The 22,682-nt window shown below is 64.3% G+C and carries 25 protein-coding genes; 20 read left to right on the top strand and 5 right to left on the bottom strand.

Going from position 1 to position 22,682, the window contains the following annotated elements; all coding sequences use genetic code 11:
* Positions 1-139: 139 nt before the first annotated feature.
* The 14 genes from AC19YX_RS02140 (at position 140) to AC19YX_RS02075 (ending at position 13,440) form a co-directional block, all read left to right on the top strand.
* Entirely contained in the window at positions 140-508 is a 369-nt protein-coding gene (locus AC19YX_RS02140; protein WP_238596173.1) for a hypothetical protein, read from the top strand.
* Between the two features lie 186 nt (positions 509-694).
* Complete coding sequence (locus AC19YX_RS02135; RefSeq protein WP_500605554.1) at positions 695-1,492, top strand: hypothetical protein; 798 nt, start codon at positions 695-697, stop codon at positions 1,490-1,492.
* 111 nt (positions 1,493-1,603) lie between these two features.
* Positions 1,604-2,257 (top strand): alanyl-tRNA editing protein, encoded by a 654-nt coding sequence (locus AC19YX_RS02130; protein ID WP_500605553.1) that lies wholly within the window; start codon positions 1,604-1,606, stop codon positions 2,255-2,257.
* A gap of 387 nt (positions 2,258-2,644) precedes the next feature.
* Entirely contained in the window at positions 2,645-3,256 is a 612-nt protein-coding gene (locus tag AC19YX_RS02125; RefSeq protein WP_201130779.1) for a transposase, read from the top strand.
* 74 nt (positions 3,257-3,330) lie between these two features.
* On the top strand, positions 3,331-4,962 hold the full coding sequence (locus tag AC19YX_RS02120) for a ShlB/FhaC/HecB family hemolysin secretion/activation protein (protein WP_500606130.1): 1,632 nt from the start codon (positions 3,331-3,333) through the stop codon (positions 4,960-4,962).
* Between the two features lie 21 nt (positions 4,963-4,983).
* Positions 4,984-6,789: a DUF2341 domain-containing protein gene (locus tag AC19YX_RS02115; RefSeq protein WP_500605552.1), complete on the top strand. Its 1,806-nt coding sequence runs from the start codon at positions 4,984-4,986 to the stop codon at positions 6,787-6,789.
* A gap of 11 nt (positions 6,790-6,800) precedes the next feature.
* Positions 6,801-7,226 (top strand): ExbD/TolR family protein, encoded by a 426-nt coding sequence (locus tag AC19YX_RS02110; RefSeq protein WP_020294495.1) that lies wholly within the window; start codon positions 6,801-6,803, stop codon positions 7,224-7,226.
* 3 nt (positions 7,227-7,229) lie between these two features.
* Positions 7,230-7,940: an energy transducer TonB family protein gene (locus AC19YX_RS02105; protein ID WP_078472078.1), complete on the top strand. Its 711-nt coding sequence runs from the start codon at positions 7,230-7,232 to the stop codon at positions 7,938-7,940.
* 40 nt (positions 7,941-7,980) lie between these two features.
* Positions 7,981-9,681, top strand: a complete 1,701-nt coding sequence (locus AC19YX_RS02100; RefSeq protein ID WP_078472079.1) for a putative porin — start codon at positions 7,981-7,983, stop codon at positions 9,679-9,681.
* A gap of 18 nt (positions 9,682-9,699) precedes the next feature.
* A complete protein-coding gene (locus AC19YX_RS02095) occupies positions 9,700-10,347 on the top strand; it encodes a DNA repair protein (RefSeq protein ID WP_500605551.1) in 648 nt (215 codons plus the stop codon).
* Positions 10,348-10,366: 19 nt separating this feature from the next.
* A complete protein-coding gene (locus AC19YX_RS02090) occupies positions 10,367-10,861 on the top strand; it encodes a YbjN domain-containing protein (protein WP_500605550.1) in 495 nt (164 codons plus the stop codon).
* Positions 10,858-11,808, top strand: a complete 951-nt coding sequence (locus AC19YX_RS02085) for a peptidylprolyl isomerase (protein ID WP_421546970.1) — start codon at positions 10,858-10,860, stop codon at positions 11,806-11,808. The genes AC19YX_RS02090 and AC19YX_RS02085 overlap by 4 nt, the downstream gene beginning before the upstream one ends.
* A gap of 43 nt (positions 11,809-11,851) precedes the next feature.
* Complete coding sequence (locus AC19YX_RS02080; protein ID WP_078472083.1) at positions 11,852-12,829, top strand: LysR family transcriptional regulator; 978 nt, start codon at positions 11,852-11,854, stop codon at positions 12,827-12,829.
* A gap of 92 nt (positions 12,830-12,921) precedes the next feature.
* Positions 12,922-13,440 carry a GNAT family N-acetyltransferase gene (locus tag AC19YX_RS02075; RefSeq protein ID WP_078472084.1) on the top strand — a complete coding sequence of 173 codons (519 nt, stop codon included), beginning with the start codon at positions 12,922-12,924 and terminating at the stop codon, positions 13,438-13,440.
* Positions 13,441-13,560: 120 nt separating this feature from the next.
* On the opposite strand, the gene AC19YX_RS02070 is transcribed toward AC19YX_RS02075, so the two are convergent.
* On the bottom strand, positions 13,561-14,256 hold the full coding sequence (locus tag AC19YX_RS02070) for an aspartate/glutamate racemase family protein (protein WP_500605549.1): 696 nt from the start codon (positions 14,254-14,256) through the stop codon (positions 13,561-13,563).
* Positions 14,257-14,399: 143 nt separating this feature from the next.
* Positions 14,400-14,960: a hypothetical protein gene (locus AC19YX_RS02065; protein ID WP_421546968.1), complete on the bottom strand. Its 561-nt coding sequence runs from the start codon at positions 14,958-14,960 to the stop codon at positions 14,400-14,402.
* Positions 14,961-15,089: 129 nt separating this feature from the next.
* On the opposite strand from AC19YX_RS02065, the gene AC19YX_RS02060 reads away from it, so the two are divergent.
* On the top strand, positions 15,090-15,581 hold the full coding sequence (locus tag AC19YX_RS02060) for a hypothetical protein (protein ID WP_078472087.1): 492 nt from the start codon (positions 15,090-15,092) through the stop codon (positions 15,579-15,581).
* A 20-nt stretch (positions 15,582-15,601) separates the two neighbouring features.
* Here the strand turns inward: AC19YX_RS02060 and AC19YX_RS02055 are convergent, their stop codons facing one another.
* The 3 genes from AC19YX_RS02055 to ccoN form a co-directional block, all read right to left on the bottom strand.
* Positions 15,602-16,027: a hypothetical protein gene (locus tag AC19YX_RS02055; protein ID WP_102047932.1), complete on the bottom strand. Its 426-nt coding sequence runs from the start codon at positions 16,025-16,027 to the stop codon at positions 15,602-15,604.
* Between the two features lie 70 nt (positions 16,028-16,097).
* On the bottom strand, positions 16,098-16,316 hold the full coding sequence (locus tag AC19YX_RS02050; RefSeq protein WP_078472088.1) for a hypothetical protein: 219 nt from the start codon (positions 16,314-16,316) through the stop codon (positions 16,098-16,100).
* Between the two features lie 54 nt (positions 16,317-16,370).
* Complete coding sequence (gene ccoN, locus AC19YX_RS02045) at positions 16,371-17,798, bottom strand: cytochrome-c oxidase, cbb3-type subunit I (protein WP_078472282.1); 1,428 nt, start codon at positions 17,796-17,798, stop codon at positions 16,371-16,373.
* Between the two features lie 435 nt (positions 17,799-18,233).
* Here ccoN and nirA point away from each other — a divergent pair, with 435 nt between their 5' ends.
* From nirA to tpx, 5 genes are all read left to right on the top strand, one after another.
* The gene (nirA, locus tag AC19YX_RS02040; protein ID WP_500605548.1) at positions 18,234-19,907 is read left to right on the top strand and encodes a nitrite reductase NirA; all 1,674 of its coding nucleotides are present in this window, start codon (positions 18,234-18,236) and stop codon (positions 19,905-19,907) included.
* A complete protein-coding gene (locus AC19YX_RS02035) occupies positions 19,904-20,398 on the top strand; it encodes a DUF934 domain-containing protein (RefSeq protein WP_078472090.1) in 495 nt (164 codons plus the stop codon). The genes nirA and AC19YX_RS02035 overlap by 4 nt, the downstream gene beginning before the upstream one ends.
* 170 nt (positions 20,399-20,568) lie before the next feature.
* Entirely contained in the window at positions 20,569-21,240 is a 672-nt protein-coding gene (locus tag AC19YX_RS02030) for a DUF3313 domain-containing protein (RefSeq protein WP_201130788.1), read from the top strand.
* Positions 21,241-21,405: 165 nt separating this feature from the next.
* Complete coding sequence (locus AC19YX_RS02025; protein ID WP_201130789.1) at positions 21,406-21,849, top strand: SRPBCC family protein; 444 nt, start codon at positions 21,406-21,408, stop codon at positions 21,847-21,849.
* A 275-nt stretch (positions 21,850-22,124) separates the two neighbouring features.
* Positions 22,125-22,625 carry a thiol peroxidase gene (gene tpx / locus AC19YX_RS02020; protein WP_020300412.1) on the top strand — a complete coding sequence of 167 codons (501 nt, stop codon included), beginning with the start codon at positions 22,125-22,127 and terminating at the stop codon, positions 22,623-22,625.
* Positions 22,626-22,682: the final 57 nt, after the last annotated feature.

The raw sequence follows: 22,682 nt of genomic DNA, 5'->3' as shown, positions 1-22,682 counted from the left end.
GGAGCGGCAGGATAAAGGCTGGGAGGAGGGGTGGAAAGTGACGTCTGGTGTGGCACACCTCCGGGCTGGGCGGATCCTGCATCGACGTTGCATACTCCGGCCTTTTGCATGGCGGATCCTTGCATCGATGATTATTACTTTGAGCGACGCCGACCTTGATGACGTGATGCGCGCCGCCATCGAAGAAGGCTCCGGCCTCGACCTGAACCCTATTGCTCAGCGCCTGCAGGTCGATCGGCGCGACCTGTTGAACCAGGTCGCGCTGGCCGTGGCCCGAAGGTTTACCTCCAACAGTCGGGATTTCGAGTTCTGCGATGAGGTCATGAACGGGTTGATTGGCGCGATTGTCGACCTGTCCCTGGACGCGCAAATGCCTGAGCCGGCGTTTTCCATCTATCAGGCGTTTGATGCCGGGGAATATTGCCACCGCGGCGATCCTCGGGAGGTGTGCCCCTGGGAGAAATACACGCGGCCGGAGCTGGAGCGGATTTTAGCGGCGGTGAAGTAGCTGCTGCTGGAGGCTGCGCTGATCATAAAATCCAGCGCAATTGTTCCAGGTGTACTTCCAGCGCCCATGAGGGCCAGCCCAGCCTCGTGCCTTGGCAGCGGCTACAGCCGGGCAAATTGTTGTTTGACCCGGCGCGCGCGTCTGGGCAAGGATCCGCAACCCCTCTCACAACCCAGGCGCTCGATTTTGAATCACAAACAACTGCTGGCTTATCTTCCCCGTGATCTGGTCGATCCCATCGTACATGACGTTTCGCGACTTACCGCCTGGGAGATGCTGGGCCCGGAAAAAGACCCCCATGAGGCGCTCGCGGCGCGGGTGATCGGGCCGCTGTTGTTGCGTTGGAATTGTGTGTTGAACGCCTCCGGGGAGGTTGCCACCGATCATTACAAGGACCTGATATGCCTGGCCCTGGCGGTGGTGCTGCACCGTCATGGGTTCAAGGACGACGGCTTGACCCACGGTGCGTTGCGGGCGGTCGACCGGCTCAACGACCAGGTGGTGCTGAGCGACGCTTTTTATCGCCAGCGCGAGGCGGTCAAGGCCTTGCTCGTTTCGCCGCCGACCGCGCTGAGCCGGCGCCCGGCAAGGACCAAGGACCAGACGTTCTGGAGGGCCGGTGATGCCGCGTCGGTGCAGATCGGCGAGTGGTTCTACGGGATTTACGTCCTGGAGATCCTCGGCAATCACGAAGCGCCCATTGTCGAGATTTATGATTTTGCCTCGCGCCAGCGCCCCGAACCGGCGGATCTCCTGCAGTGCCGGGCCAAGGGCCAGCGTTACAACGATGGCCAGCAGCGTATCTCGCGCCATGCGGCCTACGGCCTGCGGGACCTGCCTGACCGCGCGAATCAGTTCCAGATCATCGCCAGCGGCGTCGCGGCGCCCGGCACCGATCATTTGCAACCCTCGGTCGGCCTGTTCGCGGTCAGCGATCACTTCCGGCTGTTGCGGGATATCCAGGCGCTGTTTGCCCAGGCCTGACCTCGCGGGCAAGGCGCCAGGAGCAGGGCGCGCATAGAGCAAGATCGTACAAGCCATCCCGGTCCGGATTAACTACTGTCTGTTCATGTTCAAAAAAGGAAGATCAGGAACATGACGCGCAAAATATTCTGGGACGAGCCTTACCGGACGATGCTGGACACCGTCGTCACCCAAGTGAATGGCGAGCAGGTGCAGGTCGAGGCGACGATATTTTTCGCCTTCTCCGGCGGCCAGGAAAGCGATCACGGCTCATTGGCCGGTTACCCGGTGATCAAGGCCGAAAAGCTCGGCCTGGAGATCGTCTACACCTTGGCGCACGACCACTCGCTCAAGGTCGGGGACCCGGTCGCATGGCGCATTGACTGGGCCAGGCGCTATCGGCTGATGCGTCTGCACTTCGCCGCGGAAATGGTCCTGCAACTGGTCTATCAACTGCGCCCGGGCATTGAGCGGATCGGCGCGCATATCGCTCAGGACAAGGCCCGTATCGATTTCGCCAGCGATGTCAGCCTTGCCGTCTGGTTCCCCGAGATCGAACAGGCGGCGAACGAACTGATCGCCCGTGACCTGCCCATCGTCACCGACTTCAGCGATGTCCAGGCCCAGCGCAGGTATTGGCAGGTGGAGGGGTTTGCCCGGATGGCCTGTGGCGGCACCCACCCCCGTTCAACCCGCGAGATTGGCCAGGTGAAACTCAAACGCAAGAATACCGGCCGGGGCAAGGAGCGGATTGAGATCCTGTTGCTGGACGATCTGTCTGTTTAAACCCTTGCGGGTGAGTCTTCTGGTTAATCCGGGTGGGAGCTTGGCACCTCGGTCCGCTAGCCGCGGGTGCCAGGCTCGGCTTGCCTATGGATGCGGGCCATAAGAACCCCACACTTCCCCCGCCTGTATCTCTCGCGCCTATTCTGGCCAGCATCTGAACGCGGCCTGAGCCTGCGGCGGCTACAGGCTCTCTTGCTCTTTTTCTTGATTTTTTTCAGCGCCTGCCCGGGCTTTTGCCGTGGGCGGTTGGGCGGCGCTTTTTTGTGAATGAAGCTTTTGTGACAAAAGTTCGGTAGCACCGGGTCGCACAGGTCTTGGCTATGTAACGCGCTTGAGGGGGCCCAGGGGGCTTTTTTCGGGGCGAGGCGGGATGCCAGGAGTGAGGCGATGGGGACTATGGAACGTTACTCGAAAGTGGGCATGCAGGAGCTGGATCAGCGGCTGTCGAAGATTGTCGAGGCCGCGCGCAAGAAGCCGGTGTCGGTGTATCGCTACGGCGCGCCGTGGGTCTGGATTGTGTCCCAGGATGACTGGCAGGGCGCCTTGAAGGAGGTGTCCAGCTACATCCCGCCGGGGCATTCGCTGGTGCTGCTGCGCCCGCAGATCGATGACTTGCTGGCCGAGCACCGTGACCTGCTGCAAGGCCTGAACGCCGAGCCGGGCATGCTGATCGCGCCGCAGACGGTGTTGCAGATTTTGTTGCTGCAACTGCTGTATTCGGTGCCCAGCGAGCAGCAGTTGTACGAGCAGCTCAATTACAACCTGCTGTTTCGCTGGTTTGTCGGCCTGGACCTGAATCAGAAGGTCTGGAGTTTCAACGCCCTCAGCCGCGACATCGCCACCTTGCTCAACAACCCGCGAGCGGTGCAACTGATCCAGAAAATCATCGGTGAAGTGTTCTGCGGCGCCTTGCTGCAAATGCCGGAGTTCTCCCTGAATTTCGCCTTGCTGCACACCTGGCTGTCGCGCCACGCCCACACATCGACATCGAACAATTGAAGGGGCCAAACGCTGTGCAGACAGCGACGGCCGGTTCCGGGCGACCGGGCAATTTCGGCAATCTAGGGGGCGGTGTGGAGCATCTGTTCAAGTCAAAGCGGCCGGCGGCGGGCGGGCGCGGCCTGGCGCTGTGCGGCTGGCTGGCGCTGGGGGCGCTGGTGCCGACGGCCCAGGCCGACGAGGCGCCTGTGGGGCAGGGCGCGGAGCCGGCGCCACGGCTGGTGGACGTCAACGAGTACTTTGTGCGCGGCAACACGGTGCTCGATGCCCGGGCCATCGAGGAGGCGGTGTACCCGTTTCTCGGCCCGCAAAAGGCCTTGAGCGATATCGAAGGCGCGCGCGATGCCTTGCAGAAGGTCTACCAGGCCCAGGGCTATCAGTCGGTGTTTGTCGAGCTGCCGGAGCAGAAGGTCGATGACGGTATCGTCTACCTGCAAGTCAGCGAGACCAAGGTCGGCCGGGTGCGTGTGGTCGGCGCCAAGCACTATTCGCCGGTGGAGATCCGCGACGAGGTGCCGGCGCTGCAAGAAGGCCAGGTGCCGGATTTCGCCCGGGTGCAGACCCAGCTCGCCGGCCTCAACCGCAGCGCCGGGCGCCAGGTCACGCCGCTGGTGCGTGAAGGCCAGCGCCCGGGAACCATGGACGTCGACCTGCAGGTGGAGGACCAGAATCCGTGGCACGCCAGCCTTGGCCTGAACAACGACTACAGCGCCGACACCGAGAAGCTGCGCAGCGTCGCCACCCTGGGCTACGACAACCTCTGGCAACTGGGGCACAGCATTTCCCTGACCTACTTCACCGCGCCCCAGGACAGCGCCAACGCCAAGGTCTGGTCGGGCTCCTACAGCGCGCCCTTGAGCGAGCGCTGGAGCCTGCAGCTCTCCGGCTATCAGTCCGACAGCAACATCGCCACCATCGGCGGCAGCAACGTGCTGGGCAAGGGCCATTCCTACGGCGTGTCGGCGATCTACAGCCTGCCGGCCGCCGGCAACTGGGCCAACTCGTTGTCCGTGGGGGTGGATTTCAAGGACTTCGACGAGCAGATGCGTTTCGGCTCCAGCAGCGACCAGATCCCGCTCAAGTACGCGCCGCTGACCTTTGGCTACAACGGCTACCGCTACAGCGAAAGATCGCAACTGGGGCTGGGCCTGAACCTGATCGTCGGCACCCGCAGCTTTTTCGGCTACGGCAGCGATGCGGAGGAGTTCCAGTACAAGCGCGACGCCGCGAGCCCGAGCTTTGCCGTGCTCAAGGGCGACCTGAACTTCACCTACACCTTCGCCAGCGACTGGCAGTCGGCGTCCAAGGCCGGCTTCCAACTGGCCTCCGGACCGCTGGTGTCCAACGAGCAGTATTCCGCCGGTGGCGCCACCTCGGTGCGCGGCTACCTGGCCGCCGAGCGCACGGGGGATGAGGGCTACCTGCTGTCCCAGGAGCTGCGTACGCCGTCCCTGGCCAGGTTTCTCGGCAGCTATGTGCAGGAGTGGCGCTTCTACGCCTTCGCCGAAGGCGCACACCTGTCCCTGCATGACCCGCTGCCCGAACAGGAAGACGAGTACAGCCTGGCCAGTGTCGGCCTCGGCACCCGCGCCAGTTTGAGCAAGTGGCTGTCCGGCAGCCTGGACTGGGGCTACCCGCTCAAAGACGGCCCCAACACCCAGAAATACGACCCGCGCCTGCACTTCAGTGTGCAGGCGACGTTCTGACTTTTACGGAGAACCCATCACATGCAACGCTTATTCCTGAGCCTGTTGATCTGCCTGGGCTTCGTGCTCCCGGCCACGGCCCATGCCTGGTGGCAGGATGACTGGCATTACCGCAAGCAGATTTCGGTCGACACCACGCCCCAGGGCGCGGCGATCAACGAGGCCCTGGGCCGTACCGCGCTGCTGGTACGCCTGCACACCGGCAACTTCACCTTTGACGGGGTCAAGGAAGACGGCGCCGACCTGCGCTTTGTCGCGGCCGATGACAAGACCGTGCTCAACCACCAGATCGAAAGCTTCGACCCGCTGATGGGCATGGCCCTGATCTGGGTCGATGTGCCCAAGGTCGAAGGCGGCCAGCGCCAGGACATCTGGATGTACTACGGCAACCAGAAGGCCCCGGCCACCGCCAATGGCCAACTGACCTTCGATCCGAACTACAGCGCGATCTACCACTTCGACGGCGCCAACGGCACGCCGGCCAAGGACACCACCGCCTACGGCAACACGGCGCAGAACGCCACGGGCGCCAGCATCGACGGGGTGATCGGCCGCGCCTTGCAGTTCAGCGGCCAGCCGCTGTTGTTGCCGGCCAGCCCGTCGCTGCAACACAGCGCCGGTGGCGCCTTTACCTTCAGCAGCTGGCTGCGCCTGGACCAGGCCAGCGGCGAGCAAGTGCTGCTGGCCCGTCGCGACGGCGCCCACAGCCTGTTGCTGGGCTTGAACCAGGGCACGCCGTTCGTGGAGATCGACGGCCAGCGCGCTGTTTCGACCCAGCCGCTGAACCCCGGTCAATGGCAACACCTGGCCTTTACTGCCCAGGGCGAGCGGGTTGCGCTCTACCTCAACGGCCGCGAAACCGCGAGCCTGGCCCTGGCGCTGCCGGCGTTCAATTCGCCCCTGGCCATCGGCGCCGACCTGCCGGACGCCGCCAGCACCCACCTGCCATTCACCGGGGCCCTGGACGAACTGCGCTTGTCCAAGGTCTCGCGTCCGGCCGCCTTGCTCCTGGCCGACGCCAGCGCCCAAGGCGCCGAGTCGAAGCTGGTGGCCTATGGCGTCGATGAAGAGCAGTCGGGTTTCGGTTTCGGCAGCCTGGGCTTTCTGCTCAACGCGGTGCCGGTGGACGCTTGGGTGATCATCCTGGTGCTGGTGGGGATGATGATCCAGTCCTGGGTAATCATGCTGCGCAAGAACCGCATGGTCAGCCGGGTCAGCAGTGCCAATGAAGTCTTTCGCGAGCAGTTCGCGCAGATCGGCACGCGCCTGGAAATGTTCGCCGACGACCCGCAACTGGCCGAGCGCCTGACCCATTCCTCGCTGTGGCGCCTGTACCTGGTGGCGGTCAAGGAGATCCGCACCCGGCGGGCCCAGGGCGCCGACACGTCGTCGGTCTCGGCGGCCACCATCGAGGCCATCCGCTGCTCCATGGACGGGGTGCGCACCCGGGAAAACCAGCAGCTCAGCGCCAAGCTGTCGACCCTGTCCAACGCCATCGCCGGCGGACCCTATATCGGCCTCTTGGGCACGGTGCTGGGGATCATGGTGGTGTTCCTCGGCACGGCCATGGCCGGTGACGTCAACATCAACGCCATCGCCCCGGGCATGGCCGCGGCCCTGCTGGCCACCGCCATGGGCCTGTTCGTCGCGATCCCGGCGCTGTTTGGCTACAACCGCCTGATCACCCGCAACCGCGAGGTCAGCGCCGACATGCGGGTGTTCGTCGACGAGTTCATCACCCGCCTGGCGGAGATGCACGGCGAGAGCCAGCACAGCGAAAACGCCCATTGGCGGGTCAGCCATCCCAACGCTTCCGTACCGGCCTGAGGAGAACCGCCATGGCTTCCGTGAACGCCTCCCATGACGACGAAGAAGATGCCGCCGTCGACAGCATCAACATCACGCCCCTGGTGGACGTGCTGATGGTGGTGCTGGTGATGTTTATCCTCACCGCCACCGCCCAGGTCTCGGGGATCCAGATCCACCTGCCCAAGGCCAGCGCCTCGGTGTCGTTGTCCGAGGCCAAGACCAAGGCGATTTCGGTGAACGACGGCGGCCAGGTGTTCCTCGACGCCTACCCGGTGACCCTGGCCGAGCTGGAAGAGCGCCTGCGCATCGAGAAGGCCCAGAGCCCGGACTTTCCGGTGATTGTCCGCGGCGATGCCACGGTGCAGTACCAGAAGGTGATCGAGGTGCTCGACCTGCTGCGGCGCCTGGAGCTGTCCCAGGTCGGGCTGGTCACCGGCAAACCGAGCCAGGGCTGAGCAATGACCGCACAACAACCTATCCAGCTGCCACCGGTGCGGCACACGCCGCGCGCCGCGCGCCTGTTGAAGTGGGGCGCCGGCCTGCTGCTGGGCGCGGTGGCGGCCTGGCTGCTCTGGCAATGGGCCAATGACATGAGCGGCGTGCGCCGTGAAGCGCCCAAGGTGCCGACCATCATTCCCTTGCCGCCGCCACCCCCACCGCCTCCGGAAAAGCCGAAGGAGCCTGAGCCCCAGGTCGAGGAAAAAGTCCCCGAACCCGAGCCGACACCAGAGCCGGAACAGGTCAAGCCCGAGGAAGAGGCACCGCCCAACCCGGCCCAGGACCTGGCCAACCCGATGCAGATCGACGGCGATGCCCAGTCCGGCAACGACGGTTTCAACATCGGCGCCGGCAAGGGCGGCGGCATGGCCGGTTCCGGTGGGGGCGGCCTGGGCACCGGGACGTTCAAGCAGTACCTGGCGGCGACCTTCCAGCGCCTGCTGCGCGAAGACCCGGAGCTGCGCAAGAAGGCCTACGCAGTACAGGCGGACCTGTGGTTGAGCGCCGATGGCCAGGTCACCCGGGCCGAGCTGGTGCAGTCCAGTGGCGACCCGCAGACCGATGCCCAGGTGCTGGCGGCGTTGCGCGCCACGCCGCGGCTCAAGGAGCGCACGCCGGCCTCGCTGACCCTGCCGGTGCGCCTGTCCCTCAAGGGCCGGCGTCCGGATTGATCGAACCCTATTTGCAGTTTTCTACAGGAGTTGTGTGCAGATGATTTCCCACGTGAATCGATTGACCCTGGCGGTCGGCATGGTCATTGCGACCCTGGTCGGCCAGGCGACGGCCGCTCCGGCTGCGCCTTCGGAAAACGCCACGATCAACCTGATCCGCCTGCTGGTGCAGCAGGGCGTGCTCAAGCAGGAACAGGCCGACGGGCTGATTGCCCAGGCTGAAAGCGAAGCCCGCCAGGCCCGTCAGGCGAGCAATGCGACGGCGGTGGCGGCCGGCCCCGCCACCGCCCCGGGGGATGTGCGGGTGCAGTACGTACCGGCGGCGGTGCGCGACCAGATCCGCGATCAGGTCAAGGCCGAGGTCATGGCCACCGCCAAGCAGGAAAACTGGGCCCAGCCCAACACCTTCCCCGACTGGGTGTCGCGCATCAGCTTCGACGGCGACATTCGCCTGCGGGACGAGTCGCGCTACTACTCGGGCAACAACAGCAATGAAATCGTCGACTACGCCAAGCTCAACGACACGGGCCCCTACGACGTCAACAAAGACACCAACACCAAACTGCCACCCTTGCTCAACACCCGCGAAGATCGGGAAAACCTGTTCCGCCTGCGCGCACGGTTGGGCATGAAAGCGCTGATTTCACCGGAGTGGACCGCCGGCGTGCGGATCGGCACCGGTTCCGACAACAACCCGGTGTCCACCACCCAGACCCTGGGCGGCGGCTTTGGCAAGAAGGACATCTGGCTCGACCAGGGCTACCTGACCTGGAAGGCTACCCAGGACCTGACCCTCACCGGCGGGCGGATCGCCAACCCGTTTTTCTCCACCGACATGATGTATTCCAACGACCTCAACTTCGACGGCGTGGCGGCGATCTTCAATCACACGCTCAACAGCGATTGGGGGCTGTTCGGCACCCTGGGCGCGTTCCCGGTCGAGTACAGCTCCGACACCGCCAGCAGCAACGGCCTGGACAAGGAAGACAGCGACAACAAATGGCTGTTCGGCGGGCAGATCGGCGCCAACTGGCGGATCAATCGTGGCAACAGCCTCAAAGGCGCGTTGGCCTACTACCGCTTCGACGACATCGAAGGCCAGCGCTCCAGCCCTTGCGCACCCTGGGCCGGGCAGCCGGCGTGTGACAGTGACGGCTCGCGGGTGGCCTTCATGCAGAAGGGCAACAGCGTGTTCCTGCTGCGCGATATCAGCCCCAACCCGGCCACGCCCGGCCTGACCCCGCAGCCGCAGTACGTCGGCCTGGCGTCCAAGTTCGACGTGCTCGACCTGAACCTGGTGTGGGATGCCGAGTTGCCGGACGACCTCAAGCTGCGCAGCCAGACCAACTTCATTCACAACCTGGCCTACGACAAGGGCGAGATGCTCAAGCGCAGCGAGGGCGAAATCGTCAACAACATCAACCGCAATGGCCAGTTTGAAAGCGGCGCCAACGCGCTGATGGTGCAGTTCACCCTGGGCAGCGCGCTGGAGATGAAAAAGGCCGGCGACTGGAACCTGCTGGCTGGCTACAAGTACATCCAGCCCGACGCCTTGCCGGACGGCTTCAACGACTCGTCGTTTCACCTGGGCGGCACCAACGCCAAGGGCTATTTCATCGGCGGCAACTACGGCATCGACAAGAACATCTACGCCAGCGCCCGTTGGCTGAGCGCTTCAGAGGTGTATGGCGCGCCGTTTGAAGTCGACGTCATGCAGCTGGAAATCAACACGCGCTTCTGACGCGCAGGGAGACGCCACATGAACACGCGAACCCGGGCAGGCGCTTGCTGCCTGTTACTGGCCCTGGGCGGCCTGGCCGCCAGCGGTGCCTCGGCCGAAGGCATGGAGGAGCGCCTGCGCACTCAGCTGCGCAGCACCACCGCGCAATTGCAGGCCCTGCAAAGCGAACAGGCCCAGGCCACTGCTGCACGCAGCGCTGCGGAAAACCAGGCAAAGCAGGCCCAGGCGCAAATCAGGCAACTGACCGCCGAGCTGGACAAGACCCGGGCCCTGGCCGAACAACTGGCCGGCCAGCAGCAAAGCCTGCACAGCCAGGCCCAGGCCCAGGTGGCGGCCAGCAGCGAGCAGGCCGGCAAGTTCAAGAAGGCCTATGACGAGCTGCTGGTCATGGCCCGGGGCAAAGAGACCGAGCGTGCGCGGTTGCAAGGGCAATTGGCCGAACGTGACACACAAGTGCAGCAATGTTCGGTCAAGAATCAGCAGATGTACGAGGTCTCCAAAGAGGTACTGGCGGCCTACGAAAAAATCGACGTGGCCGACGTGATGAAAATCCGCCAGCCATTTGCCAGCAGCGCCCGGGTCAAGTTCGAGGAACTGGCCCAGGGCTTTGGCGACGGGCTGTACCAGAACCGCTTCGATGCCCCCCAGGCTGCGATCAACCACTGACTGACAAGGAAGAACCTGCATGAACAGCCCACAACTGATTACCAGCGTCACCGTGCCAAGCCTTACCGAGCTGCTGCAAGAGGCCGGCTACCGGGTCAACCAGAGCGAACAGAACGCCATCGTGCAACTGCTCAGCGCCAGCCAGGGCATCGGTTTTGCCGTGCGCTTCGGCAACCCGGCGGCGGAGCCGGGCAGCTACGTGGATTTCACCTACAGCTGCGCGCTGCGGGTCCAGGGTGATTTGCCGGACGGCCTGGCGCAGCTGTGGAATGCCTCGCGGCGCTTTGCCCGCCTGGGGTTGCAGGGCGAGTTTCTGGTGATGGAAATGGACGTGGTGGTGGCCGGTGTTGGCGAAAGCCACCTGCGCAGCCAGCTGGAACTCTGGGACCGCCTGTTGCAGGAATTCATCGTCTACCTGCGCGAATACAGCCAGCACGCGGCGCAGCTCCAGGCCCAGGAATCCGCCGCCGCTGCCCCCGCGCCGGCCCCCACTGAAGAGGCGCACGCCCTGTGAAAAAGCCCAGCCTGGTGATCGGCGCCGGGGCCCTGGCGTTGCTGGTGGTGGGCGTGGGCCTGGCCTTGCGTCCTGGCGTCGACCCGGTGGCCGCCCAGCAGGCGGCGCCCGCCATCGACCTCGAGCCAAGCGGGCCGGCAGTGGCACGCCTGGGCAATCAGCAGGTGGCACTGCCGGAGCTCACGGCGTTGCTCGCGGCGCTGCCCGAAGAGTCGCGGCAGCAACTGCGGGGCAATCGTCCGGCCCTGGAAACCTGGATTCGTTCGCGCCTGGCGCAAAAGGCCGTGCTGGAGCAGGCCGATGCCCAGGGCTGGCGCCAGCGCCCGGAGGTCGAGCAGCAGATGCGCGCCGCCACCGAGCAAATTGTGTTTCGCGACTACATGCTTTCGGTCAGCCAGGTGCCGCCGGGCTACCCCAGCGAGGCGGAACTGCAACAGGCCTACGACAGCGGCAAGGCGGGGTGGATGACCCCGGCGCTGTACCGGGTCAGCCAGATCTTCCTGGCGCTCGATGACCCGCAAAGCCTGGATTCGGTGCGGCGTCAGGCCCAGGAGTTGAGTCGCCGGGCCCAAGCCGCGCCCGCCGAGTTCGGCGCCCTGGCCGCGCAGTACTCCCAGGACCGCGAGAGTGCCCGGCGCGGTGGCGATAGTGGCCTGCAGCCCTTGCAGCAACTGGTGCCGGAGGTGCGTGGCGTGGTGGCGCGGCTCAAGCCAGGGTCGGTTTCGGACGCGGTGCAGAGCGCGGCCGGGTTCCATGTGCTCAAGCTCGTCGAGCAACAGCCGGCGCGCCTGGCCAGCCTCGATGAGCTGCGCGAACGGCTGACCCAGGCCCTGCGTGCGCAACGCCAGGAGCAGATCGCCAAGGCCTACCTCGAAGGCATGCTCAACACCGCGACCCTGAGCATCGATGGCGCGCAATTGAACAAAGTGCTGGAGGAGCCGCTTTAGCCACCGGCAATGGATGCAATAACCATAAGACAGGGAGTCAACAATGGCCTTTTTAGAACCCGCTGCACCCCAGGGCATCGCGCCTTATCGCTCGTCCGGCGAACCTCGGGAAGCCTGGCTGGCCCTGGCGGCCGCCATCGACCCCGAGGTGGCCCGCTACTTTCTGGCCAGCGCCCGCTGTGGCTGTTTCATGCAGGCGGCGCGCAGCCTCAATATCAAGGCCACGCTGTTGCGCAAGCAGCTGGCCTTGCTCGAAGAACAGGTGCAGCGCTCATTGTTCAGCTACCACGGGAGTGCCTTGACCTTGAGTCGCGAAGGCCATCAGTTACAGGCGCAGTTGATCGCCCTGGCCCATGAACGGCGGTTGCCGGTGATCGAGCAGCCGTTGATCCGCCTGGCGGTGGCCGAGTCGATCCTGCACGACATCCTCGGCCGCGACCTGATTGCCCTGCTGCGGCGCAACGCCAGCGTGCGCCTGGAGATCATCTCGATCGACAGCGAGCTGTCGCTTCAAGCCCTGAGCGCCGATGTGGTGCTGTGGCTGGCCGGGGTGGACTCGCCAGCGCCCGGGCCGAGCTTCGCCACCGATACGCCGCGAGCCCTGGCGCGTCTGGACTACCTGCCGCATATCGCCAAGCGCTATTCGCGGGTGGCGGCGCGCCCCGACAGCCTGGATGACCTGGCCGACTACATGCTGGTGCAGTGGCAGCATGACCGCCAGATCGAGGCCTTGCGTCCCTGGAACAGCCTGGTGGAACAGCGTCTGGCCGGGGTGGTGCAGGTGCATGCCTACGAACTGATGCTGGAGATGATCCGCTGCAGCGCCTGCATCGGGCTGCTGCCGCGCTACATGAGCTGCTTCGATCGCGGGCTGACGGCCTTGCCCGGGTTGTTCGCCGAGGGCATGCAGCGCCAGGCGTGGATGGCGGTCAATGCCCAGGTCGAGCACCCGCAGGCGGTGGAGCTGATGGTGGAGCTGATCCTCAACACCTTCAACGAGCGGCGCGACTGGTTCGAGTAACGGGTGGGACGGCAGGCGGGCGAGGTGCTCGCCAAGTCGGAGGCGGGCCGCTTACACTCGGCGGCCACACCGATTTCAAGGACGAGCCTGCCATGTCTCACCGTGACCCGACCATCGTCATCGAACGCTTCAGCGAGGCGCACCTCGATGGCATCACCGCCCTCTATAACGACCCGGCCGTGGCGCGCCAGGTGTTGCAGATGCCGTATCAGTCGCGCGAGGTCTGGCGCAAGCGCCTGGACCCGGACAACGAGCGCCGCGTGGCGCTGGTGGCGCTGCATCAAGGCTCGGTGATCGGCAGTTGCAGCATCGAGCAGTACTCGCGGATCCGCCGCGCTCACTGCGGCAGCATCGGCATGGGCGTCGCGGTGCCCTGGCAGGGCAAGGGCATTGGCACCTGTCTGCTGGCGGCGGTATTGGATGTGGCCGACAACTGGATGAACCTGCGCCGCGTGGAATTGACGGTGTACGCCGACAACGAAGCCGCCATCGCCCTGTACCACAAATTCGGTTTCGACAGCGAAGGCCTGCTGCGTGAATATGCCGTGCGGGACGGGCGTTACGTCGACACCCTGAGCATGGCGCGCCTGCGGCCAGCCCCCACGGCCTGACCCACCGTCAGCGGCTACCCTGTAGCCGCTGCCGAAGGCTGCGCTGGCCCTCACCAGCGCCGACGCCCTACCTGAAACAACCTCGGCCAAGCGCCAATCCCGCGCCCAAACCTGACTGCTTCAGGGCTGCTGCAAGGCAAAGGCAACTGCCGCCTGCGCATGCAGCTCGGTGGTGTCGAACAGGGGCAGGGGGCTGTGCTCGGGCTTGATCAGCAGGCCGATTTCCGTGCAGCCCAGGATCACCGCCTGGGCGCCGCGGGCCATCAATGAGGCGATGACCTGCTGATACACCCGGCGCGATTCGGCGCTGATGATGCCCACGCACAACTCCTCGTAGATGATCCGGTGCAGCGCCTGGCGCTCCTCGGCGTCCGGTACCAGCACTTCCAGGCCCTGGGCGCCGAGGCGCTCCTTGAGGAAGGGTTGCTCCATGCTGAAGGCCGTGCCCAGCAGCCCGACCTTGAGTGTGCCGGCTTCCCGCGCGGCCTGGGCCACGGGGTCGGCGATATGCAGAAAGGGCACCTCGACCGCGTTCTGAATCTGCTCGGCGACCCGGTGCATGGTGTTGGTGCAGAGCACGATGCACTCGGCGCCGCCAGCTTGCAGGCGCTGCGCCGCGTCCACCAGAATCAGCGCCGCATCTTCCCAGCGCCCGGCATGTTGCGCCTGCTCGACAGGCCCGAAGTCGACGCTGTACATCAGCAGTTTTGCCGAGCGCAAGGGCCCGAGCTGCTCGCGCACCTGCTGGTTGATAAGCCGGTAATACTCGGCGCTGGACTCCCAGCTCATGCCGCCGATAAGGCCGATGGTTCGCATGCAAGACTCCTGTTGATGACCTCCTGTGAGGCCGCAGAGTGTGCCCCGAGAACGCCCCGTCGATCTATCAGGAAATATCATTCGCCGTAACTGCCGACCCCGGGCCGTTGCCACGCCCGCTTGGGCGGTGCCTGGGGGCGCTGTCAGCTCGGGTGTTCGATTAGCCGCCGTTCGCCGTTGGCCCCCAGTTCGTAGGTCTTGATGTCGCAGCCGCCGTGATTCTGGTCCTGCACCTGGATCAGGAATTCGAACAGGTAGCTGCTGTTGCCCTTGGGGGTGAGGAATACGGTGGGCGGGCGGCAGGTCAGGCTGTATTGGGCGTTGTAGGTCTGGTACAGGGCCTTGACGTTGGTACTGACCTTGTACGCCTGACCGACCTCGACAATCTGCTCACGGCTGGGCAATGAGCGCATGCGCTCGCGACCGAAGGAGTCGACGAACTGGGAGAAGCCGGTGACCAGACTGCCCATTTCCTTGAGTTCGGTGTTGTCGAACACCTTGCCCACTTGCTTGAGCTGAGGGGTTGGGGTGCTGGCCGGGCCGCTGGAGAACATCACCGGTATCGCGCTGCCCTTGGCCATGTACACCAGCCTGGCGTGTTGCCCATCGAGCGCTGCGCCGGGGGCCGGCGGCCGCTGAGAGCAGCCGCCAAGCAGCAGTGCCGGGCAGAGGCCGAGCCATAACGAGAGGGAGGTGGTGCGCACGGGGCCATCCTGGTGCTGGGGTATGTGCTTCTGTGTCGGCCGTACCGACGGGCACTTTAGTCATACGGCCGTGGCTGGCATCTGCCATGATCCAGACCCGCAACACCGGTTTACTCAAGGATCAAGACAATGGACGACGTACAGCAACTGGGCGAGATGCTCAAGCAATTCGCCCAGAGCGAAGCGCACAAGAAACAGCTGTTCGAAAGCCAGTCGGCGGTCTGGGCCACCCGTATCGGCGAGCTGTTCGACCAGATCGAGCAATGGCTGGACCCGGTCAAGAGCCCCAACCTGCTGGAAGTCGCGCGCGAACCCTATGTCGCGTTCGGCCCCAGCGTGGCGGTGGAAACCTCGACCTTCAAGACCGAGAAACTGACCATCGTGATCGCCGGCAAGCCGGTGGAATTCGTGCCGGATGTGATGGGCGCCGGTGGTCTGATTTCACTCGCGGTGATGGGCCTGACCGCAGCGCGTTATGGCAGCGTGTCCCTGGTGGGGCTGGCGTCTGGCACGTGGCAATGGCGCAAGACCAACGGCCTGAAAGACCCGGATACCTTTGCCTTCGACGGCAACTTTCTCGCCGCGCAACTGCAAAGCCTGATCCCCCGCGAACGCGGTTGATCCCGCCGTCGGCGCCGTGCCTACGGCGCCACGACCTGCAACTGATAGCTGCGCTCGGCGCTTTGCCCGGCGCATTGGGTGCCGTAGCTGGCGGTGTAGATCAGCACCGGATAGACCCCTGGGGTGTGCGCGGTGCCCGACAGCTCTGCGAAGTCGCTATTAGCCAGCTGCCGCAGCTCGATGCCCTCGGGCAAGCGTGTGGCCGGGTCCAGGTAGAACCCGCTCAGGGGCGTATGGGACCCCGGCACCGTCAACCTGACCTGATAGGGCTGGCCGACGATGGCGGCGGGCAGTTGTCCGGGCTCGATCTGCAACGCCGTGCGGCCCATGCAGCCGAGCATGAACAGCGACTCGCAGCCCCCCAGCGTCAGGCTCAGGCCGAGCAACGCCAGGGTTTTCAGGGTGTGCCGGCCGGCCTTGCCGGGTGTGTCGTGGTCAGTGTGCATGGCAGACGTCCTTGTGAAACCAGGCGTGCAGCTTAAACCAAAGGGCCGGTGCCGGACCGTGGTCCAGGCCTCAAATATCGATATTGCCCCAACCCGGCCTGGCTTCTTCGGGGGCCACGGCCTTGACTTTCTTGCCGGTGGCCAGCTCGACCCGGCGCGCCACTTCCGGGTCGTCGGCAAAGGGAATCAGGCTGGCATCGTCCAGGCTTTGGCTGTTGTGGTGGCGCAGGCAGTACTCGATGCACAGGTACAGGCCGGCCACGCCCAGCAGGTTGAAGAGGATTTCCATGGGTGAATGCTCCCGGGCAAGGCGGGCGCCCCCGCTAGAGGGCGCCCGGGTTGGTCAGGCAATCTGCGCTTCGCGCTCGGCCAGGCCAAGGTCGGCCACGCGTACGGTGCGCCAGGTGTTGTAGGCCATCAGCAGCATGCCGCTGAGGAAGAACACGCCGCCGGCAAAGCGCACCACGAACCCCGGATGGCTGGCCTGCAAGGCTTCGACAAAGGAGTAGGTGAGGGTGCCGTCGTCGTTGATCGCGCGCCACATCAGGCCCTGGGTGATGCCGTTGACCCACATCGAAGCGATGTAGAGCACGGTGCCGATGGTCGCCAGCCAGAAGTGCAGGTTGATCAGCGGTGTGCTGTACATCTGCTCGCGGCCGAAGACCTTGGGGATCATGTGGTACAGCGAGCCGAAGGTGATCATCGCCACCCAGCCCAGGGCCCCGGCGTGCACGTGGCCGATGGTCCAGTCGGTGTAGTGGGACAGGGCGTTGACCGTCTTGATCGCCATCATCGGCCCCTCGAAGGTCGACATGCCGTAGAACGCCAGGGACAGCACCAGAAAACGCAGGATCGGGTCGGTGCGCAATTTATGCCAGGCGCCCGAGAGCGTCATCATGCCGTTGATCATGCCGCCCCAGCTCGGGGCCAGGAGGATCAGGGACATGGCCATGCCCAGGGACTGCGCCCAATCCGGCAGGGCGGTGTAGTGCAGGTGGTGCGGGCCGGCCCAGATGTACAGGGTGATCAGGGCCCAGAAATGCACGATCGACAGGCGATAGGAGTACACCGGGCGCCCGACCTGCTTGGGCACGAAGTAATACATCATCCCCAGGAAACCGGTGGTCAGGAAGAAACCTACGGCGTTGTGGCCGTACCACCACTGGACCATGGCGTCCGTGGCCCCGGAATACACCGGGTAGGACTTGAACCAGTCCACCGGGATCGACAGGTGGTTGACCACGTGGAGCATGGCGATCACCAGGATAAAGGCGCCGAAGAACCAGTTGCCGACGTAGATATGCTTGGTCTTGCGCTGCACCACGGTGGTGAAGAACACGATGGCGTAGGCGACCCAGACCACCGTCATCCACACCGCGCCGCTGAACTCGATCTCGGCGTATTCCTTGGTGGTGGTGTAGCCCAGGGGCAGGCTGATCAGCATGATCACGATCACCGATTGCCAGCCCCAGAAGGTGAAGGCGGCCAGGGTGTCGGAGTACAGCCGCACCTGGCAGGTGCGCTGTACCGCGTAGTAGCTGGCGGCAAACTGGGCGCTGCCGGCAAAGCCGAAAATCACCAGGCTGGTGTGCAGCGGACGCAGGCGACCGAAGGTGGTCCAGGGCAGGTCGAGGTTCATTTCCGGCCACACCAGTTGCGAGGCGATCCACACCCCCATGGCCATGCCGATGACGCCCCATACCACGGTCGCCACGACGAATTGGCGAACGACCTTGTAGTTGTAGGCCGGTTCGATTGTTGCTGTGCTCATGGTCAATTCTTCCACGGTTGCAAAGTCTTGCCAGGCCACCCGGTCTGGCATGCCGCAAACTGTAGAAAGCATGGGCGAAACAAAACAGGCTCAGAAAAACTGCATTAATACGGATCAGATTTTTCGCCTGCCTGCGGCCATCGGCCGCGCCCTGATATGGTTTTTTAGTATTTACCTGAATCTGTAACGCGCTGAGCTGTTGCGCCATAGTCTTCATCACACAAGAACCCTGTCCGCCCCCTCCAGCGTGCGACCCCCAACCCTGTAGCCGCTGCCGTGGCACGAGGCTGCGCTGGCCCGTTGCTGGGCCAGGATCGCTCTGGCACTCCCCGATTGTCCGGGCAGGCCAGCGTCCGAGCGCGGCCCGAGCCTGCGGCAGTGGCTACAGGTTGGAGGGGGCGGGAGGGAGCGGCGCAGTACTGATGAGGCAATGACATGTATCTGTATGACGATTACGACCGGGCCCTGGTCTTTGAGCGGGTGGCGCAGTTTCGCGATCAGGTCGAGCGGTTCCTGGCCGGCGAACTGAGCGAGGAAGAGTTCCTGCCGCTGCGGCTGCAGAACGGCCTGTACATGCAAAAGCATGCCTACATGCTGCGGGTGGCGATTCCCTACGGCACCCTCAGTGCGCGGCAGATGCGCACCCTGGCCAGCATCGCCCGGGACTACGACCGCGGCTACGGCCACATCACCACCCGGCAGAACATGCAGTTCAACTGGATCGAGCTAGTCGAGGTGCCGGACATCCTCGAACGCCTGGCCGAGGTCGAGATGCATGCGATCCAGACCTCCGGCAACTGTGTGCGCAACATCACCACCGAAGCCTTTGCCGGGGTGGCCGCCGACGAGATCCTCGACCCTCGGCCGCTGGCGGAAATCCTGCGCCAGTGGTCGACCATCAACCCGGAATTCTTGTACCTGCCGCGCAAGTTCAAGATCGCCATCTGCTCGGCCAGGGAGGATCGGGCGGCGATCATGATGCACGACATCGGCCTGTACCTGTACCGCACCCGGTCCGGGGAAATGCTGCTGCGGGTGATCGTCGGCGGCGGCCTGGGGCGCACGCCGATCCTTGGCTTGCAGATTCGCGAAGGCTTGCCCTGGCAGCACCTGCTGTCCTACGTCGAGGCCGTACTGCGGGTCTACAACCGTCACGGGCGGCGCGACAACAAGTACAAGGCGCGGATCAAGATCCTGGTCAAGGCCCTGGGGATCGAAGCCTTCGCCAAGGAAGTGGAGGAGGAATGGCAGCACCTCAAGGACGGCCCGGCGCAATTGACCGAAGCCGAGTACCAGCGGGTCGCCAGCGCCTTTGTCGCCCCCGATTACCCGCCGCGCAGCGAGATCGACCTCGACCACGGCGTGCGCCTGGCCGAGAACCCGGGGTTTGCCCGCTGGGTTGCGCGCAACGTGCAGCCGCACAAAGTGCCGGGCTACACCTGCGTGGTGCTCTCGACCAAACCGGGCATGGCGTCGCCGCCAGGGGATGTCCGCGCCGAGCAGATGAGTGCGGTGGCCGACTGGTCCGAACAGTTCGGCTTTGGTGAGATCCGCATGGCCCACGAGCAGAACATCGTCCTGCCGGACGTGCCCAAGTCGCTGTTGTTCGACCTCTGGCAGCAAGCCTGCGAGCAGGGCCTGGGCTGCGCCAACGTCGGCCTGCTGACCGACATCATTGCCTGCCCCGGCGGTGATTTCTGCGCCCTGGCCAATGCCAAGTCGATCCCCATTGCCCAGGGTATCCAGCAGCGTTTCGAAGACCTGGATTACCTGCACGACCTGGGGGATATCAGCCTCAATATCTCCGGCTGCATCAATGCCTGCGGCCACCACCACATCGGCAACATCGGCATTCTCGGGGTCGATAAAAACGGCAGCGAGTGGTACCAGGTCACCCTCGGCGGCGCCCAGGGCCGCGACAGCACCCTGGGCAAGGTGATCGGTCCGTCGTTCAGCGCCGCCGAAATCCCCCAGGTGATCGAGTGGATCATCGCTACCTTCGTGCGCTACCGCGAAAGCGAAGAGCTGTTTATCGACACCCTCAACCGCATCGGCCTGGAACCGTTCAAGGAGCGGGTCTACCCCAAGGCCCAGGAGGCACTGGCATGAATAACCTGTTGCAACTGCAGGAAGGCGAAGCGCGGCTGGTGGAGGACGATGCCTGGACCCTGGTCCGCGAGGTCGACGGCCCGTTGCCCGACGGGCCCCTGGTCTTGCCCCTGGCGCGCTGGCTGATCCGGCGCATCGAGCACCACCCGGCGCGGGACGCGGTGTGGCTGGGCCCGGACGACGAGGTGGAAAGCCTCAAGCCCTGGCTCAAGCTGCTGCCGATGATTGCCCTGGACTTCCCGAGCTTTCGCGACGGCCGTGCCTACAGCCAGGCCTATCTGCTGCGCACCCGCCTGGGCTGGCTCGGCGAGTTGCGCGCCATCGGCGATGTGCTGCGCGATCAGCTCAGCCATATGCGCCAGTGCGGCTTCGACAGCTTTGCCGTGCGCGAAGACAAATCCGCCACCGACGCCCTCAAGGGTCTGGTCGGCATGAGCGTGCAATATGGGCGCTCGGTGATCGAGCCACGGCCGCTGTTTCGCCGGCGCTAGGTTTTTAGTGCGTCCGCAGCGATCGGGGCGAGTTTCGGTTGCGTGCGGGCGTGTGAAGTGACTGGTAACGGGGGTAGAAACAACTCCGCAGCACCAGCAAAGTGCCGTGTTTTGGCTATACCTATAACTCCTCCAAACCAGCATCGCTTGGCCCCTGATAGGAGTTACCCATGAAACGTTCACTGATGATAAGCATGCTTTGCATCGCCTCACTCGGGATTACCGGCTGCTCCAGCAGCGTCACCCAACCCGACGAATATTCCGGCTTCCTCAAGGATTACAGCCGGCTCAAGGAAGCCAAGTCGCCCTCGGGGGTGGAGGTGATGCGCTGGATCGATCCCAAGCTCGACGTGAAGCAATACCGCAGCGTGTACATCGAACCTACCCAGTTCTACCCTCAGCCCCAGCCCACCGCAAAAATCCCCCAGAGCACTTTGTCCGGCCTGACCCGTTATTACGACCAGGCGTTGCAGCGCGAGATGAGTAAGTCCCTGCCGCTGGCCAACGGTCCCGGCCCGGGTGTGATTGTGGTGCGGGCGGCGATCACTGCGGTCAGCAGCAAGACCGAGGGCCTCAAGCCTTATGAAATCATCCCGGTGGCCCTGGTGGCTGCGGCAGTCAGCACCGCCAGTGGCATCCGCGACCAGGAAACCACCCTCGCCACCGAAGCAGTATTCCTCGACGGCAGCAGTGACGCGGTGTTGGCCCAGGTGGTGCGCAAAGGCACCGGCAAACCCTTGGAAAACGATACCCAAGTGATGCAGGCCAACGACGTCAAAGGCGTGATCGACGGCTGGGCTTCGGACCTGCACCAGTCCTACCTCAAACTCAAGGGTCGCTGATCTGGCGGCGGTAGATAGGCTGTGCTGCCTCTGGCGGTTGTGTATACCGCATCACGAAACTGAAAGAATGACCTGAAGGTTGTCAAATCGACTCGTTAATACTTGGCTGAGACTCTTTCTTGGCCTGCGGTGGCGGTTTTTTTCAACACAGGGAGTTGTTCATTAATGGCGGTCTTGTTACGCAGCACCTTCATTCCCGGGCGCAGCCCGGCGCAAGTCCTCGACTTCTGCCTGGAGGGCAGCAACTTTCCGAAGATTTTTCCGGAGCCGGTGACGCCCCTGGGGGAGATCGATATCAACGACCTGCGGATCGCCGAGGGGCGCGAGTTCAGGTTTCGCCACTGGATGTTCGGTGTCATCCCGGCGAACTGGAAGGTGGTGATACGTGAGGTGGGCCCCAGCCATTTTGTCGACGAGATGCTCAAGGGGCCGATGCGTGCCTTTCGCCATGAGCATCGGGTGGAGGCGGCCGAAGGCGGGACCCTCTACACCGATCGCGTGACCTACCAGGCGCTGGGCGGTGCGCCGCTGGAGTGGCTGCTGGTGAATGCCTATATGCGGCGCATTTTCCAGGCCCGCCATCGCAACATGCTTGAACTGCTGGCCTGACCCCAAAACCCCGTAGGCGCTGCCCCAGGCTCGGGCCGCGTTCGGACGCTGGGCCTGACTGGCGCTGGGGGAGTGTCTGGAATAGGTGTGGCGGTGTTGAGGGCCTGCGCAGCCTCATGCCTCGACAGCGGCTACAGGGGCGCAGGGAATGTGGCGGGATTTGGGGGATAAATTGTGGGCTGGGCATAGGTCGTTGGCGTGTTTCGTGGTTAACTTCGGCCTTTCGAAAAAACCTTATCGCTGTTCAATCACCTTCGTGCAAAAGGACTCCGTTCATGGCTCAAGTCACTCTTAAAGGCAACCCGGTGCAAGTCAACGGTCAACTGCCGCAAGCCGGTTCCAAGGCCCCTGCGTTTTCCCTGGTGGGTGCAGGCCTGGCCGACGTCACCCTGAGCAGCTTTGCCGGCAAGCGCAAAGTGCTGAATATTTTCCCAAGTGTCGACACCCCGACCTGCGCCACCTCGGTGCGCAAGTTCAACGCCCAGGCCAACGAACTGGCCAACACCGTGGTGCTGTGCATCTCGGCTGACCTGCCGTTCGCCCAGGCTCGTTTCTGCGGCGCCGAAGGCCTGGAAAACGTACAGAACCTGTCCACCCTGCGTGGCCGTGAGTTCATCGAAAACTACGGCGTGGCCATTGCCGACGGCCCGCTGGCCGGCCTGACCGCACGCGCAGTGGTGGTGCTGGACGAGAACGACAACGTGCTGCACAGCGAGCTGGTCAAGGAAATCGCCGAAGAGCCGAACTACGACGCTGCGTTGGCCGTTCTCAAGTAAGCCTCTGTTCCCGTTCTGCGGCGCTGGGCTCAGGCGGCGTTGAAAATGGCTTTGAAA

The sequence above is a fragment of the Pseudomonas sp. MF09150 genome, assembly GCF_059862355.1.
The sequence above is the reverse complement of the archived record's forward strand: the minus strand, read 5'-3'. Positions and strand labels throughout refer to the sequence as shown.

Excerpts from the sequence above, each read along its gene's own strand:
- AC19YX_RS02130 (WP_500605553.1), top strand. The coding sequence starts at position 1,604 with ATGACGCGCAAAATATTCTGGGACGAGCCTTACCGGACGATGCTGGAC.
- AC19YX_RS02125 (WP_201130779.1), top strand. The coding sequence starts at position 2,645 with ATGGGGACTATGGAACGTTACTCGAAAGTGGGCATGCAGGAGCTGGAT.
- AC19YX_RS02115 (WP_500605552.1), top strand. The coding sequence starts at position 4,984 with ATGCAACGCTTATTCCTGAGCCTGTTGATCTGCCTGGGCTTCGTGCTC.
- AC19YX_RS02110 (WP_020294495.1), top strand. The coding sequence starts at position 6,801 with ATGGCTTCCGTGAACGCCTCCCATGACGACGAAGAAGATGCCGCCGTC.
- AC19YX_RS02105 (WP_078472078.1), top strand. The coding sequence starts at position 7,230 with ATGACCGCACAACAACCTATCCAGCTGCCACCGGTGCGGCACACGCCG.
- AC19YX_RS02100 (WP_078472079.1), top strand. The coding sequence starts at position 7,981 with ATGATTTCCCACGTGAATCGATTGACCCTGGCGGTCGGCATGGTCATT.
- AC19YX_RS02095 (WP_500605551.1), top strand. The coding sequence starts at position 9,700 with ATGAACACGCGAACCCGGGCAGGCGCTTGCTGCCTGTTACTGGCCCTG.
- AC19YX_RS02090 (WP_500605550.1), top strand. The coding sequence starts at position 10,367 with ATGAACAGCCCACAACTGATTACCAGCGTCACCGTGCCAAGCCTTACC.
- AC19YX_RS02080 (WP_078472083.1), top strand. The coding sequence starts at position 11,852 with ATGGCCTTTTTAGAACCCGCTGCACCCCAGGGCATCGCGCCTTATCGC.
- AC19YX_RS02075 (WP_078472084.1), top strand. The coding sequence starts at position 12,922 with ATGTCTCACCGTGACCCGACCATCGTCATCGAACGCTTCAGCGAGGCG.
- AC19YX_RS02070 (WP_500605549.1), bottom strand. The coding sequence starts at position 14,256 with ATGCGAACCATCGGCCTTATCGGCGGCATGAGCTGGGAGTCCAGCGCC.
- AC19YX_RS02060 (WP_078472087.1), top strand. The coding sequence starts at position 15,090 with ATGGACGACGTACAGCAACTGGGCGAGATGCTCAAGCAATTCGCCCAG.
- AC19YX_RS02055 (WP_102047932.1), bottom strand. The coding sequence starts at position 16,027 with ATGCACACTGACCACGACACACCCGGCAAGGCCGGCCGGCACACCCTG.
- AC19YX_RS02050 (WP_078472088.1), bottom strand. The coding sequence starts at position 16,316 with ATGGAAATCCTCTTCAACCTGCTGGGCGTGGCCGGCCTGTACCTGTGC.
- ccoN (WP_078472282.1), bottom strand. The coding sequence starts at position 17,798 with ATGAGCACAGCAACAATCGAACCGGCCTACAACTACAAGGTCGTTCGC.
- nirA (WP_500605548.1), top strand. The coding sequence starts at position 18,234 with ATGTATCTGTATGACGATTACGACCGGGCCCTGGTCTTTGAGCGGGTG.
- AC19YX_RS02035 (WP_078472090.1), top strand. The coding sequence starts at position 19,904 with ATGAATAACCTGTTGCAACTGCAGGAAGGCGAAGCGCGGCTGGTGGAG.
- AC19YX_RS02030 (WP_201130788.1), top strand. The coding sequence starts at position 20,569 with ATGAAACGTTCACTGATGATAAGCATGCTTTGCATCGCCTCACTCGGG.
- AC19YX_RS02025 (WP_201130789.1), top strand. The coding sequence starts at position 21,406 with ATGGCGGTCTTGTTACGCAGCACCTTCATTCCCGGGCGCAGCCCGGCG.
- tpx (WP_020300412.1), top strand. The coding sequence starts at position 22,125 with ATGGCTCAAGTCACTCTTAAAGGCAACCCGGTGCAAGTCAACGGTCAA.